This is a genomic window from Kitasatospora sp. NPDC101155 (assembly GCF_044768305.1).
In the GTDB taxonomy this organism is placed as follows: Bacteria; Actinomycetota; Actinomycetes; order Streptomycetales; family Streptomycetaceae; genus Kitasatospora.
Window position 1 is genome coordinate 1 of sequence record NZ_JBIWPN010000023.1, and the last position, 14,169, is coordinate 14,169.

At 70.7% G+C, this 14,169-nt stretch carries 11 protein-coding genes; 7 read left to right on the top strand and 4 right to left on the bottom strand.

Annotated elements, in window-relative coordinates:
- Nucleotides 1-381 precede the first annotated feature (381 nt).
- Nucleotides 382-1,929, bottom strand: coding sequence for a Na+/H+ antiporter (locus ACIRYZ_RS28570; protein WP_402949458.1), 1,548 nt, complete (start codon nucleotides 1,927-1,929; stop codon nucleotides 382-384).
- Between the two features lie 287 nt (nucleotides 1,930-2,216).
- On the opposite strand from ACIRYZ_RS28570, the gene ACIRYZ_RS28575 reads away from it, so the two are divergent.
- The 7 genes from ACIRYZ_RS28575 to ACIRYZ_RS28605 all read left to right on the top strand — a co-directional run bounded on the left by ACIRYZ_RS28575 (nucleotide 2,217) and on the right by ACIRYZ_RS28605 (nucleotide 11,520).
- The gene (locus ACIRYZ_RS28575; RefSeq protein ID WP_402949460.1) at nucleotides 2,217-3,344 is read left to right on the top strand and encodes a universal stress protein; all 1,128 of its coding nucleotides are present in this window, start codon (nucleotides 2,217-2,219) and stop codon (nucleotides 3,342-3,344) included.
- Between the two features lie 326 nt (nucleotides 3,345-3,670).
- Entirely contained in the window at nucleotides 3,671-3,760 is a 90-nt protein-coding gene (kdpF, locus tag ACIRYZ_RS28580) for a K(+)-transporting ATPase subunit F (protein ID WP_037830997.1), read from the top strand.
- A 2-nt stretch (nucleotides 3,761-3,762) separates the two neighbouring features.
- A complete protein-coding gene (kdpA, locus tag ACIRYZ_RS28585; RefSeq protein ID WP_402949464.1) occupies nucleotides 3,763-5,424 on the top strand; it encodes a potassium-transporting ATPase subunit KdpA in 1,662 nt (553 codons plus the stop codon).
- Nucleotides 5,424-7,517, top strand: a complete 2,094-nt coding sequence (kdpB, locus tag ACIRYZ_RS28590; RefSeq protein WP_402949466.1) for a potassium-transporting ATPase subunit KdpB — start codon at nucleotides 5,424-5,426, stop codon at nucleotides 7,515-7,517. The genes kdpA and kdpB overlap by 1 nt, the downstream gene beginning before the upstream one ends.
- Before the next feature lie 13 nt (nucleotides 7,518-7,530).
- Nucleotides 7,531-8,148: a potassium-transporting ATPase subunit KdpC gene (gene kdpC, locus ACIRYZ_RS28595; protein ID WP_402949469.1), complete on the top strand. Its 618-nt coding sequence runs from the start codon at nucleotides 7,531-7,533 to the stop codon at nucleotides 8,146-8,148.
- Nucleotides 8,149-8,314: 166 nt separating this feature from the next.
- On the top strand, nucleotides 8,315-10,849 hold the full coding sequence (locus ACIRYZ_RS28600) for an ATP-binding protein (RefSeq protein WP_402949471.1): 2,535 nt from the start codon (nucleotides 8,315-8,317) through the stop codon (nucleotides 10,847-10,849).
- Nucleotides 10,846-11,520, top strand: a complete 675-nt coding sequence (locus ACIRYZ_RS28605) for a response regulator (protein WP_402949474.1) — start codon at nucleotides 10,846-10,848, stop codon at nucleotides 11,518-11,520. The genes ACIRYZ_RS28600 and ACIRYZ_RS28605 overlap by 4 nt, the downstream gene beginning before the upstream one ends.
- Here the strand turns inward: ACIRYZ_RS28605 and ACIRYZ_RS28610 are convergent.
- The 3 genes from ACIRYZ_RS28610 to ACIRYZ_RS28620 are packed head-to-tail and all read right to left on the bottom strand — an operon-like array spanning nucleotide 11,508 to nucleotide 14,147.
- A complete protein-coding gene (locus ACIRYZ_RS28610) occupies nucleotides 11,508-12,134 on the bottom strand; it encodes a hypothetical protein (protein ID WP_402949476.1) in 627 nt (208 codons plus the stop codon). The genes ACIRYZ_RS28605 and ACIRYZ_RS28610 overlap by 13 nt on opposite strands.
- A 38-nt stretch (nucleotides 12,135-12,172) precedes the next feature.
- Nucleotides 12,173-12,472 (bottom strand): hypothetical protein, encoded by a 300-nt coding sequence (locus tag ACIRYZ_RS28615; RefSeq protein WP_402949478.1) that lies wholly within the window; start codon nucleotides 12,470-12,472, stop codon nucleotides 12,173-12,175.
- Between the two features lie 28 nt (nucleotides 12,473-12,500).
- Nucleotides 12,501-14,147 (bottom strand): hypothetical protein, encoded by a 1,647-nt coding sequence (locus ACIRYZ_RS28620; RefSeq protein ID WP_402949481.1) that lies wholly within the window; start codon nucleotides 14,145-14,147, stop codon nucleotides 12,501-12,503.
- Nucleotides 14,148-14,169 lie beyond the last annotated feature (22 nt).

The following is a 14,169-nucleotide window of genomic DNA, read 5'->3' on the forward strand; positions in this document are numbered from 1 at the left end:
CAGCGAGTGTCCCTGGGGCGGGCGGTCGGCTTAGCGGCCCCGGGCCGCCCCGCGGTCGCCTAGCGGGCCCCGGCGGCGCGCGGGCGCAGCCCCCCGACGCGGGATCCGGGTGGCCACCCGGCCGGGCCACCGCCGACCTGCGCCCGGCGGCGCCGCCGATCTCAGGGACAGTACGCCACCGGTGGCGGTCCGCGCTTCGCGCCTCCGTTCTCTTCCTCGTGTGCGGCGGAACCGCCCTCTTCGTCTGCGGGCTGGTGACGCACCGTCCTGCTGGTGTGGTGCCGTGGGGCGGGCTCCTGTTCGGGGCGGCCGTGTGCGCGACACTCACCGCGGTGTTCCCACCGCGGCAACGCCGCTGAACCTCTGCGGAAGGCCGACGGGTCACGGGGTGCCGAGGGCGGCCTCCTCGCGGTCGAGGTCGTGCTGAAGGCGGCGGCGAGTGGTGTCGCTGATGCGGTGCTCGTCGTAGAGGCGGTGCAGCTCGGTGCTCTGCACGGCGATGACCTCGTGACGCAGTTGCCGGTAGGCGGCGTCGGCGGTGGTGCCGTCGGCGGCTTCGGGGGTGCGGTCGAGGCGGGCGGTGAGGCCACGGCGCACGCGGTCAAGGGTGGTGTCGGGCAGGGTCTCCAACTCGGCGAGGTGTTCGACGTGGTCGAGGGCGGCGCGGTTGAGGGCGTCGCGCGCGTCGTCCTCCTCGCGGGCGGTGTGTTCGGGTTCGAGGGCGAGGCCGGAGCGGTTGACGACGGCGGCGAGGGTCAGGCCCTGGACGACGAGGGTGAACACCACGACAGCGGTGGTCAGAACCAGGACCAGGGGCCGTCCGGCGAGCTTGGTGCCGTCGTCGGTGACCAGCGGGATGGACAGGGCGGCGGCCAGCGGCATGACGCCGCGGGTGCCGGCCCAGGTGACCACCCCGGCCACCCGCCAGGACAGCCGCCCCTGGGTGGGCTTGACCGCGCGGGTCAGCGGCAGCGTGGACAGCACCCGCACCGCGATCAGCACGGCGGCCAGGGCGAGCGCCTGGACCGGCCAGAGCCCGGTTCCGGCAGGCAGGTCGCGGACCAGGGTGGGCAGTTCCAGGCCGACGATGCTGAAGACGACGCTCTCCAGCAGGAACACCACCACCGCGTACACGGCGTTCAACTGCAACCGGATGTGCGCGTCGGTGAGCCGGTGGCCGGAACGGCCGAGCAGCACGCCTGCGACCACCACCGAGGTGACGCCGGAGGTGTGCACCGACTCGGCCAGCACGTACGCCGCGTACGGGGTGACCAGTGCGATCACCGTCTCCAGCACCGGGTCGGTGGTGCGGCGTCGTACCAGCCAGACGAGCCCGGCGACGGCTGCGCCGACCAGGCTTCCGCCCCCACCGAGCAGCAGGAACTCCCCGCCGGCTGCCGGCACGCTCACCGAGGCGCCGACGGCCACCGCGATGCCCACGGCCACCTTGAACAGCACCAGCGAGGTGGCGTCGTTGAACAGGCTCTCCGCCTGCACCAGCACCTGGACCCGCCCGGGCAGGGCGAGGCGGCGCCCGAGCGCGGTGACGGCCACGGGGTCGGTGCTGGACAGCACGGCGCCGAGCACGAAGGCCATCGCGGGCGGGAGCCCGGCGACGGCGACGGCCGTGAAGCCGACGGCGGCGGCGGAGGCGAAGACCAGGCCGAAGGAGAGGATGGTCACCGGGCGCCAGACAGTGCGCAGGTCGCGCAGCGACAGCTCCTCGGCGGAGGAGTAGAGCAGCGGCGGCAGGACCACCATGCCGATGATCTGCGGCGGGACGTGCAGGGCGGGGACACCGGGTACCAGCGCCGCCCCGACGCCGGCCAGGACCAGCAGCGAGGGCGCGGGCACGCGCAGGCGCCGGGCGAAGGTGGCCACGGCGGTGGCCAGAACCACCAGGACGAGAACGATCCCGACAACGTGCATCGGTGGTGAAGACCTCATCACGACGAGCGGGGTCACCGCCGCCCGATCGCCGCAGTCGTCCCCCGAGCCGACCAGACTTCCCGGCACACCTGCGGTCATCTTATCGGGACATTAGCGGGGAGCGGCAGGGCATATCCGCACGTCACCGGGAGCACGGTCGGCGCACACCGGGCGCGAGCACCGCGGCGGGTCTCCCGGTGCGCCTCCGTACGTGCAAGGACGACCATGGACACGAAGGCTGTCGAGCCGTCCCGGGTTCCGCCGGGCGGCTGGGAAGGACGGCGGCGGTGCCTCGTGGCCGGTTGCGGGTCTACCTCGGGGCCGCCCCCGGGGTCGGCAAGACGTACGACATGCTCGCCGAGGGCCAGCGGCGCGCTGCACGCGGCACGGACGTGGTGATCGCCTACGTCGAGGACTACGGTCGGCCGCTGACCCGCCGGATGGCCGAGGGCCTGGAGACGGTCCCCCGCCGCACCATGTCGTACCGGGGGTGTTCCTTCACCGAGATGGACCTGGACGCGGTGCTCGCCCACCACCCCCAGGTCGCCCTCGTGGACGAGCTGGCGCATACCAACGTCCCCGGCTGCCGGAACGAGAAGCGGTGGCAGGACGTGGAGGAACTGCTGGAGGCCGGGATCGACGTCATCTCCACGGTCAACATCCAGCACCTGGAGTCGCTGAACGACGTGGTCGAGCAGATCACCGGCATCCGGCAGCGCGAGACCGTCCCGGACGACGTGGTGCGCCGCGCCGACCAGATCGAGCTGGTCGACATGTCCGCCGAGGCCCTGCGACGGCGGATGGCGCACGGCAACATCTACCCGCCCGAGAGGATCGACACGGCACTCGCGAACTTCTTCCGCACCGGCAACCTGACCGCCCTGCGGGAGATCGCCCTGCTCTGGGCGGCCGACCGGGTCGAGGAGGCCCTGCTGCGCTACCGCCACGACCATGGCATCCAGCAACCATGGGGCACCCGGGAACGCGTCCTGGTCGCCCTGTCCGGCGGTCCCGAAGGCGACACCCTCATCAGGAGGGCCAAGCGCACCGCCTCCCGCGGGGCCGGCGGCGAGTTCCTGGCCGTCCACGTCACCCACGACGACGGACTGGCCAGCGCCTCCCCCCGGCTGCTGGCCCGCCAGCGCGCCCTGGTGGAGAGCCTGGGCGGGAGCTGGCAGACGGTGACCGGCGGCGATCCGGCGCAGGCGGTCCTGGCGTTCGCCCGGCAGGTCAACGCCACGCAGATCGTCATCGGCGCCACCCGCCGCAGCCGCCTCAAGGGCCTGTTCAGCCGCGGCACTGGCGAGACCATCATCGAGGGCTCCGGCGACGACATCGACGTCTACGTCGTCACCCACTCCGAAGCCGCCCATGGCCGGTTTCTGCACCGCCATCGGCCTCGCGAAGAGGGTTGACCACGACCTTTCCGGCCGAGGCGGGCCGCCTGCGGGAAACGTTTCGGACAACCGTTGGTCTCACGCGCGTGACGCCGCCGTCAAAGCCGCATCAAGGTTCCGATTCACCCGTATGGAACGCGTCAGGAAACGATGACGCGTTCCATGCGGGTGCTTTGCTGCCCTCTGCCGGTTCGTCCGCCGGCGCCGCGCACGCCTCCGGGTGCTGCCTGCGGCGTCCCCCACATCCCCCATCTGGTGGAACTCATGCTCGATCTTGTGTTCGTCGGCCTCACGGTTGCCGTGTTCGCCGTCATCGCCCTGGTCGCGAAGGGGGTGGAGAAGCTGTGAGCGCCGAGAATCTCGCAGGTCTCATCGTCGCCGTCGCGCTCGTCGGCTACCTCGTCGTCGCGCTGATCTTCCCGGAGAAGTTCTGATCATGAGTTCCACTCTCGCGGGCTGGATGCAGGCCCTCGCCCTCGTCGGCGCGCTGGCCCTGTGCTACCGCCCCCTCGGCGACTACATCGCCAAGCTCCTCACCACCGCCAAGCACCTCGGAGTCGAGCGCGGCATCTACAAGCTGATCGGCGTCGACGGTGACGCCGACCAGCGTTGGCCGGTCTACCTGCGCTCGGTGCTCGCCTTCTCTGCCGTCTCCGTCCTCTTCCTCTACGCCCTGATCCGCCTCCAGACGCACCTGCTGCTCAGCCTCGGCGTTCCGGAGATGGAGGCCCACCAGGCCTGGAACACCGCGATCTCGTTCGTCACCAACACCAACTGGCAGTCCTACAGCGGCGAGTCCGCGATGGGCCACCTGGTGCAGATGGCGGGCCTGGCGGTGCAGAACTTCGTCTCCGCCGCCGTCGGCATCGCCGTCATGGCCACGCTGATCCGCGGGTTCATGCGGAACAAGACCGACCGGGTCGGCAACTTCTGGGTCGACCTCACCCGCATCACGCTGCGCCTGCTGCTGCCGATCTCGATCGTGCTCGCCCTCGTCCTGGTGGCCAACGGCGTGGTCCAGAACTTCCACGGCTTCCACGAGGTCGCCAACCTGGCCGGCGACGTGCAGAAGATCCCGGGCGGCCCGGTGGCCTCCCAGGAGGTCATCAAGGAGCTGGGCACCAACGGCGGCGGCTTCTTCAACGCCAACTCGGCGCACCCCTTCGAGAACCCGACCGGCTTCACCAACTGGCTGGAGATCTTCCTGCTGCTGGTGATCCCGTTCGCGCTGCCGCGCACCTTCGGCAAGATGGTCGGCGACAACCGCCAGGGCTACGCGATCGTCGCCGTGATGGGCCTGTTCTGGGTCGCCTCGGTCGCTCTGCTGACCTTCGCCGAGTCGCAGCACCACGGCACCGCCCTGCAGGCCGCGGGCGGAGCGATGGAGGGCAAGGAGCAGCGGTTCGGCATCGCCGCCTCGACCCTGTTCGCCGCCTCGACCACGCTGACCTCGACCGGTGCGGTGAACTCCTTCCACGACTCGTTCACGCCGTTCGGCGGCGGCATCACGATCTTCAACATGATGCTGGGCGAGATCGCGCCCGGCGGTACCGGCTCCGGTCTGTACGGCATGCTGATCCTCGCCGTCGTGGCGGTGTTCGTGGCGGGCCTGATGGTCGGGCGCACCCCCGAGTACCTGGGCAAGAAGCTCGGCGGCCGCGAGATGAAGTTCGCCTCCCTCTACATCCTCACCACGCCGATCCTGGTGCTGGTCGGCACGGGTGTGGCGATGGCGCTGCCGGGTGAGCGGGCCGGGATGCTCAACTCGGGCGCCCACGGCTTCTCCGAGGTGCTGTACGCGTTCACCTCGGCGAGCAACAACAACGGTTCGGCGTTCGCCGGCATCACGGTGAACACGCCGTGGTACGACACCGCGCTGGGCCTGTGCATGGTGCTGGGCCGCTTCCTGCCGATCGTCTTCGTCCTGGCGCTGGCGGGTTCGCTCGCCCAGCAGCAGCCGGTTCCGGCCACTCCGGGCACCCTGCCCACCCACAAGCCGCTGTTCGTCGGGCTGCTGTCGGGCGTCGTGCTGATCGTCGTCGGCCTCACCTACTTCCCGGCCCTGGCCCTCGGGCCGCTCGCAGAAGGTCTCCACTGATGTCCACCACCCACAACCCCGCACCGGTCGACCACAGCACGACCCCCCACCGGGTCCAGAGCGGCCTTCTCGACCCCAAGCTCATCGTCACCTCGCTCCCCGACGCGGTGAAGAAGCTCGACCCCCGGGTGATGGTCAAGAACCCGGTCATGTTCGTGGTCGAGGTCGGCTCGGTGGTCACCACGATCTCCGCTATCGCCAACCCCAGCGTCTTCGCGTGGTCGATCACGGTCTGGCTGTGGCTCACCACGATCTTCGCCAACCTGGCGGAGGCCGTCGCCGAGGGCCGCGGCAAGGCCCAGGCCGACACCCTGCGCAAGACCAAGACCGAGAGCGTCGCCCGACGCCTCACCAACTGGCCCGCGACCCAGGACGAGGAGGAGGTCCCCGGCACCGCGCTCCAACTCGGCGACCACGTCGTCGTGGAGGCCGGGCAGACCATCCCGGGCGACGGTGACGTCGTCGAGGGTGTCGCGTCCGTGGACGAGTCGGCGATCACCGGTGAGTCCGCGCCGGTCATCCGCGAGTCCGGCGGCGACCGCAGCGCCGTCACCGGCGGCACCAAGGTGCTGTCCGACCGGATCGTGGTCAAGATCGCCTCGGAGCCCGGCAAGTCGTTCATCGACCGGATGATCGCCCTGGTCGAGGGCGCCGCCCGGCAGAAGACGCCGAACGAGATCGCGCTGAACATCCTGCTCGCCTCGCTGACCATCGTCTTCCTGGTCGCGGTCGTGACCCTGCAGCCGATGGCGACGTTCGCGGGTGCCCCGCAGTCGATGATCGTCCTGGTCGCCCTGATCGTGGCGCTCATCCCGACCACCATCGGCGCGCTGCTGTCCGCGATCGGCATCGCGGGCATGGACCGGCTGGTCCAGCGCAACGTGCTGGCGATGTCGGGGCGCGCCGTCGAGGCTGCGGGCGACGTCAACACCCTGCTGCTCGACAAGACCGGCACCATCACCCTGGGCAACCGCCAGGCCGCCGAGTTCCAGCCCGCCGAGGGCGTCGAGATCGGCGAGCTGGCGGACGCCGCCCAGCTCTCCTCCCTCGCGGACGAGACCCCCGAGGGCCGCTCGATCGTGGTCCTGGCCAAGACCGAGTACGGCCTGCGGGCCCGCGCCCAGGGCGAGCTCGCCCACGCGACCTGGGTCCCGTTCACGGCCCAGACGCGCATGTCGGGCGTGGACGTGGACGGTACGCAGATCCGCAAGGGTGCGGCCGGCTCGGTCGCCAACTGGGTCACCGAGAACGGCGGTTCGGTCGGATCGGACGTCGCACAGCTGGTGGACGGCATCTCCGCCGCCGGCGGTACGCCGCTGGTGGTGGCCACGAAGTCCGGTGACCAGGCTCCTCGTGTCCTCGGGGTGATCTACCTCAAGGACGTGGTCAAGGAGGGCATGCGGGAGCGCTTCGACGAGCTGCGCCGGATGGGCATCAAGACCATCATGATCACGGGCGACAACCCGCTGACCGCCAGGGCGATCGCGGAGGAGGCCGGCGTGGACGACTTCCTCGCCGAGGCCACGCCCGAGGACAAGATGGCCCTCATCAAGAAGGAGCAGGAGGGCGGCAAGCTGGTCGCGATGACCGGCGACGGCACCAACGACGCCCCCGCGCTCGCCCAGGCCGACGTCGGCGTCGCGATGAACACCGGGACCATGGCGGCCAAGGAGGCCGGCAACATGGTCGACCTGGACTCCAACCCGACCAAGCTGATCGAGATCGTCGAGATCGGCAAGCAGCTGCTGATCACCCGTGGCGCGCTGACCACGTTCTCGATCTCGAACGACGTGGCCAAGTACTTCGCGATCATCCCCGCGATGTTCGCCGGGGTCTACCCGGGCCTGAAGCACCTGAACATCATGGGCCTGCACAGCCCCCAGTCCGCGATCACCTCGGCGATCGTCTTCAACGCCCTGGTCATCATCGGCCTGATCCCGCTCGCCCTGCGCGGCGTGAAGTACCGGCCCTCCGACGCGAGTTCGCTGCTGGCCCGCAACATCGGGATCTACGGCGTCGGCGGTCTGGTGGTGCCGTTCGTCGGCATCAAGCTGATCGACCTGATCGTCCAGTTCATCCCCGGTCTGAGCTGAGAGAACGAGAACCATGCCCACCATCGTGCGCACCCACCTCACCGCGCTGCGGGCGCTGCTGGTGATGACCGTCCTGTGCGGCATCGCCTACCCGCTGCTGATCACCGGCATCAGCCAGGTCGCCTTCAGCGACAAGGCCAACGGCTCGATCGTGAAGTCCGACGGCAAGGAGATCGGTTCCAGCCTGCTCGGCCAGAACTACAACCTGCCCAAGGCCAACCCGGACGACCCGAAGGAGGAGCCCAAGCCGGACCCCAAGTGGTTCCAGCCCCGGCCCTCCGCCAACAACTACGCCGGCGACAACTCCGGTGCCAGCAACCTCGGCCCGAACAGCGACGACCTGCTCAAGGCCGTCAACGACCGCCGCGCCGCCGTCGCCGCCTTCGACGGCGTCGACCCGGCGAGCATCCCGGCCGACGCGCTGACCGCCTCCGGCTCCGGCCTCGACCCGCACATCTCGGTGGCCTACGCCAAGGAGCAGGTCAACCGGGTCGCCAAGGAGCACAACCTCCCGGTGGAGACGGTCGCCAAGCTGGTCGACACGTACAGCGAGGGCCGTTCCCTCGGCTTCCTCGGCCAGGAGGGCGTCAACGTCGTCCTCCTCAACAAGGCCGTCAGCGAGGCGAAGTGACCGCCTCGGCACGCTGAGGTTCCAAGCCGACCCGGGCGCGGTGCACACCATGCCGCACCCGGGTCGGTCACCCGTTCTCCCCGTCCGCCCGGCGGGGTCCCCCTCACCACCACCGGGCCGACATCACAGCCGTACCGGTCGCCCTTCGCCAGAAAGCGCAGCGCCCATGCCCCCTGACCTCGCCCCCGGCACCGTTCACCGCCGCGGACGGCTGCGGGTCTACCTCGGATCGGCCCCTGGTGTCGGCAAGACCTACCGGATGCTGGACGAGGCCCACCGCAGGCGGGATCGCGGCGCGGACGTGGTCGTCGGCTTCATCGAAACTCACGGGCGCAAGCACACTGCGGGAATCCTCGACGGACTCGAGGTGGTCCCCCGCCTCCGCCGGCACTACCGGGACACCGACTTCGAGGAAATGGACCTCGACGCGGTGCTCGCCCGCCGCCCGCAGGTAGCGCTGGTGGACGAGCTGGCGCACACCAACATCCCCGGCGGCCGCAACGCCAAGCGCTGGCAGGACGTCGAGGAACTGCTCGCCGCCGGGATCGACGTCATCACCACCGTCAACATCCAGCACCTGGAATCGCTGAACGACGTCGTCCAGAAGATCACCGGCATCCCCCAGCGCGAGACCGTCCCGGACGAGGTGGTCCGCCGCGCCGACCAGATCGAACTCGTCGACATGGCCCCGCAGGCACTGCGCCGACGCATGGCCCACGGCAACGTCTACAAGGTCGAGAAGGTCGACGCGGCCCTGTCCAACTACTTCCGCGTCGGCAACCTGACAGCACTTCGGGAACTGGCGCTGCTGTGGGTGGCCGGGCGGGTCGACGAGGGCCTGCGCGACTACCGCGCGACCCACAACATCGACCGCGTCTGGGAGACCCGCGAACGCGTCGTCGTGGCGATCACCGGCGGCCCCGAGGGCGAGACGATCATCCGCCGCGCCGCCCGGATCGCCGACCGCACCGCCGGCGGCGAGCTGCTGGCCGTGCACGTCTCCCGCAGTGACGGCCTGGCCGGCGCCTCGCCCGGGGCGCTCGCCCAGCAGCGGCAGCTGGTGGAGGACCTGGGCGGTAGCTACCACGTCGTCGTGGGCGACGACGTCCCCACCGCGCTGCTGGCCTTCGCCCGCGCGCACCACGCCACCCAGCTGGTGCTCGGCACCAGCCGCCGCGGCCGGATCAACCGCTTCCTCACCGGCCCCGGCAACGGCCAGACGACCATCGACGCGTCCGAGGACATCGACGTCCACATGGTCACCCACGAGTTCACCGGCCGCGGCCGGGTACTGCCCAAGCTCGGCCCCCGCCACTCCAAGCGCCGCACCATCGCCGGCTACCTGGCCGGCCTGGTGGTGCCCACGCTGCTGACAAGCGTGCTGTCCCAGTTCCATCACTCGGTTAACCTCACCACCGACGCGCTGATCTTCCAACTCGGTGTCGTGGCGGTCGCGTTGCTCGGCGGCGTGACCTCGGCACTGCTGGCCTCGCTGGTGGCCTCGCTGCTGCTCAACTACTTCTTCATCCCGCCCGTCCACACCTTCACCATCGACGAGACCAACAACTTCATCGCTTTGGTGGTGTTCGCGGTCGTCGCACTCACCGTCGCCACGGTCGTCGACCACGCCGCCCGCCTCACCACCCGGGCCGCCCGCGCCACTGCCGAGGCCGAGGCCCTCTCCACCCTGGCCGGTAGCGTGCTGCGCGGCGCCGACGCGCTGCCCGCTCTGCTGGGCAAGACCCGCACCGCCTTCGGCCTGGACTCCGTCTCCTTGCTGGACCGCGACGGAGGCACCATCGCGCGCAGCGACGCCGACGGCGAGCCGGCCGCGGACCGCACGGTCACCGAACTGCCGGCCGGACCGGACGCGCTGCTGGTCCTGGCCGGACGTCGGGTCTCCGCCGCCGACCAGCGCGTCCTGACGGCCTTCGCCGCGCACATCGCCGCCGCGCTGGAGCGCGACCGCCTCGCCACCGCCGCCGCCGAGATCGAACCGATCAAGGCCGCCGACAAGATGCGCACCGCCCTGCTCGCCGCCGTCAGCCACGACCTGCGCACCCCACTCGCCGCCTCCCTCGCCGCCGTCGGCTCGCTGCTCAGCGCGGACGTGGAGTTCGCACCCGCCGACCGCGACGAACTGCTCACCATGGCCAACGAGTCGCTGCTCAAGCTCACCGCGCTGGTGGACAATCTCCTCGACATGAGCCGCCTCCAGGCCGGTGCCCTCACCCTCCACCTGGAGGCCGCCCAGCTCGACGAGGTGCTGCCCCGGGCCATGGACTCCCTCGCCGATCCGGACGCCGCCGTCCAGCCGCTCGACCTGGACACGGCCCCGCCGGTGCTTGCCGACCCTCCCCTGCTGGAACGCGTCCTCGCCAACCTCATCGCCAACGCCCTGCGGCACAACGCCCCCGGCGCGCCCGTCCTGATCACCGCCAGTCACCACGCCGACCAGGTCGAGATCCGGGTGATCGACCGCGGCCCCGGCATCGCCCCCGAGGACCGCGACCGGGTCTTCCTCCCCTTCCAACGCCTCGGCGACACCGACAACACCACCGGCGTCGGCCTCGGCCTCGCGCTCTCCCGCGGCCTCGCCGAAGCCATGGGCGGCACCCTCGAAGTCGAGGACACCCCCGGCGGCGGCACCACCATGCTGCTCACCCTGCCCGCCGCCACGCACTTCGAAGAGGAACAGTGAGCCGCGTCCTGCTGGTCGACGACGATCCGCTGCTGCTGCGAACCCTGCGGATCAACCTCAGTGCCCGCCACTACTCGGTCCTCACCGCGCACAGCGGCCAGGGGGCACTCGACGTGGCCGAGCGTGAGCAGCCCGACGCCGTCCTCCTCGACCTCGGCCTTCCCGACCTCGGCGGCATCGACGTCCTGAAGGGCATGCGCGCCCACCTCGATGCGCCGATCATCGTGCTCTCCGGGCACACCGGCCCCGAGGAGATGATCCGCACCCTCGACGCCGGGGCCGACGACTACGTCACCAAACCGTTCGACCCCGACGAACTCTTCGCCCGGCTGCGGGCCGTCCTGCGCAGACCGCTCCACCTCGTCCGCGAACACAACCCCAGGATCGGCGAGTACGAGATCGACACCGATGCCACCACCGCCACCGGCCCGAACGGGCCCGTGCGGCTCACCCCCACCGAGTGGAAGATCCTCACCCTCCTGCTGGCCCATCCCGGGCACCTGGTTTCCGGCCGGCAGATCCTGCGCGAGGTCTGGGGCCCCACCGCCGAGGAGCAGAGCCACTACCTGCGCGTCTACGTCGCCGGCCTGCGCCGCAAACTCGAACCCGACCCCGCCCACCCCCGCCACCTGATCACCGAAGCCGGCATGGGTTACCGCTACGAGCCCTGACCCGCCCGCGGGGGCATCAGCTGCGGAGGCAGCGGGCTGAACACGTACGGCCCTTCGGGCAGGTCGATGGTGTTGGTGCAGCCGAGGGCCTTCTCGGCTGCCCGGTGGGCGAACGCCACCGCCAGCTCCGCAGTCTTCTGCCGGCCCGGGGCGGGGTCGGAGTTGCCCCTGGCGTTCTGGACCGCGGCCGTCGCCACGTAGTACCAGGTCCGCTGTGTGCCGTCGGTGGGTGATCCGGCGACGCAGGTGAACCGGACCACGGCGGCGCGGTCGTCGCCCTCACCGCCCGGGAACGCCTGAGCGTCCTCCGGTACTTCCTTCCGTTCAAGGGTGGTTTGATCCTTTTCGTCGCTCGCGCCGTCCACCCTGACGCTCAGGTCCCGTTGGTGCTCGCCGTCCACGGAGCACGCCAGCAGATCGGGCAAGTGTGTCCTCCCCGCCAGGAACGTGGTGTCGACCCGGACCTGTCGGGTGGACCCCAGGGACGCGGCGAAGCGCGGGTCGTCGAGGGTTCCCCGGCACTCTCCGTGGGAGAGGTCCACGGCCGGCGGGTGCTTCACGCCTTGGTCGAGGTGGCGGTGCCAGCCGATCAGGCCGGCGCCGAGGACGAGCACGACTGCAGCGGACCCTACCGTCCATCGGAGCCGTTTCACTAGCATCCCGCAATCACCTCGTTCGGCAGGGCGGACCTGGCGATGTCCTCGAAATCGGCCCGGTCCGCCTCCGGTCGACCGACCCGGACGGCCTCGCCCGGCACGACCCGCAACAGCACGTGGTAGAACAAGCTGGGGCGAGGACAGTACTCCACGACGGCGGCGCCCCGCGCCCAGGCGGCCGAGGAGCTGCCGACCCCGAAGCTCTCCGCACCGCTCTGCTGGGCCAGCTCGGGTGGCAGTACGGCGCGTCCCACGTGGCGGTCGGTGGTGACGGTCAGGGCGGTCCGGCCGTCCACCCGGATCGTGCAGGACTCCGACGCCCCCTCATCGCCCGAACCGTGAACCCGCTCCTGGACGTCCTGCCGACCCGTGGGCAGCAGCCGACCGAGCGGTGTGTCGGGCCCCGTGGGCAGTCTGCACAAGGACGTGGCCCTGCTCCGGTCCTCGTCCGGTTCGTGCGCCCGCCAGTCCAGATAGCCGACGACCCCGGTCGCCGTGAACACGGCCGCCAGTCCTCCGGCGAGCAACGCCACCTCGTACCGCCGTACCCCGCCACCCCTTCCCCCCGGCCGTGCGGTTCGCCACGGCACCCGCCGCGCCGCCCTGCACGGCACTGTGCCCGGCGTTGGCGGCGAGGTCATTGATGTCCTTCCCGCTCAGACCGCTCCCGACAGCCGCGTCCCGGACGGCTTGAGCCGCGCTGTTCCCGCTGGCGCTGCGGCCGGAATCCCACTGTTGACCGGCCACGTCTTGCGCCACCGCGAGGGTGTCCTTGTGCGTGCTGTCCACGATGTGGCCCAGCGCTTCCAGGATTCCCGTGAGCGGCTGGTAGCCCGCTGCACCGTCCTGGCCGACGATGTTGAAGATTCCCCGTTTGTCGCCCCCGAAGTCGGGCCAGAACGGCCTCGTCCGGTTGGTGTCCTTGGCATCGAGCTGGAGGACGTGCTCGGCGATCGGGTTGAGGAAGTGCGGGTCGTAGTTCCCGGTCCGCAGGATGCCCGCCAGCACCTGGTACCCGCGGGGGATGTAGGGCCTCGTGCCCATCCCGACCGGCGGCTCCTCGGACAGCAGCTCGGCGCCTGCCTTGCGCAGGTCGGCGGCCCATTGGTCGGACAGGTGCGGCTGGTTGGAGGTTCGGGTGGCCGTGGCCAGGGTGGTGCCGAGGTTCTTCTGCAGGTCCTGGTACTGCTGCAGGCGGGCGTCGCTCACGCCCCCGACGCCGGAGTCGGCGCCGACCATGTTGTCCCAGAAGACCAGCAGGCCCTTCGGTCCGACCGTCTCGTAGAACCTGGTGGTGAACACCGGGTCACCGCCGTGGGCGGCCAACAGGCTGTTGAGCTCCAGGAGGTCGGGATCGGTGAGCTTCTTTCCCTTGGCCGCCAGCTGGGCGGCACGCTTCGCGTCCGCCTCGGGGCCGCCTCCGACTGCCTGGGCGTTGAAGGAGCCGTCCTTGTCGGTGGTGGCGTCGGCGCGCAGGGCGAAACAGGCCCGCTGGTCGGCCTCGGTGGCCTCCCTGAGAACGTTCCCGATCCGGCGCTGGAAGCCCTCGGCCTTGGCACGGCACTTGTCCTGGTAGGTCCGCGATGCCTCCGGGTCGTGCACGGTCGCTTTGTCCGGCGCCGGCCAGTTGACCGTGCCGCCGTCCGGGCTGACGGTGTATCCGGCCGCCGTGACCTCCGCGACGACCGCTGCGGCCTTGTCCTTGGCGGCCTGGATGTCCCTGGCCGCCTCGCCCAGTACGGAGGCGATCGCGGCGGCCTCGGTCGCAGCGGCGCCAAGCTGGTCGTTGCCGCGTTGGAGGGCCGGTTTGGCCAGCTCCGAGCTCTTGCCGGTCCAGCCCGAGCCGTTGACCTTGGCGACGACGACGCTGTTCCACTCGCCGTCCATCGCCCTGAGCTTCGTCGCGATCTGCTCCCAGGAGGTGGCGGCGGCGGTGAGCACGTCCACCTTGGCGTTGCTCAGATCGTGCAAGTCGACCATGGTGTACGTCCCC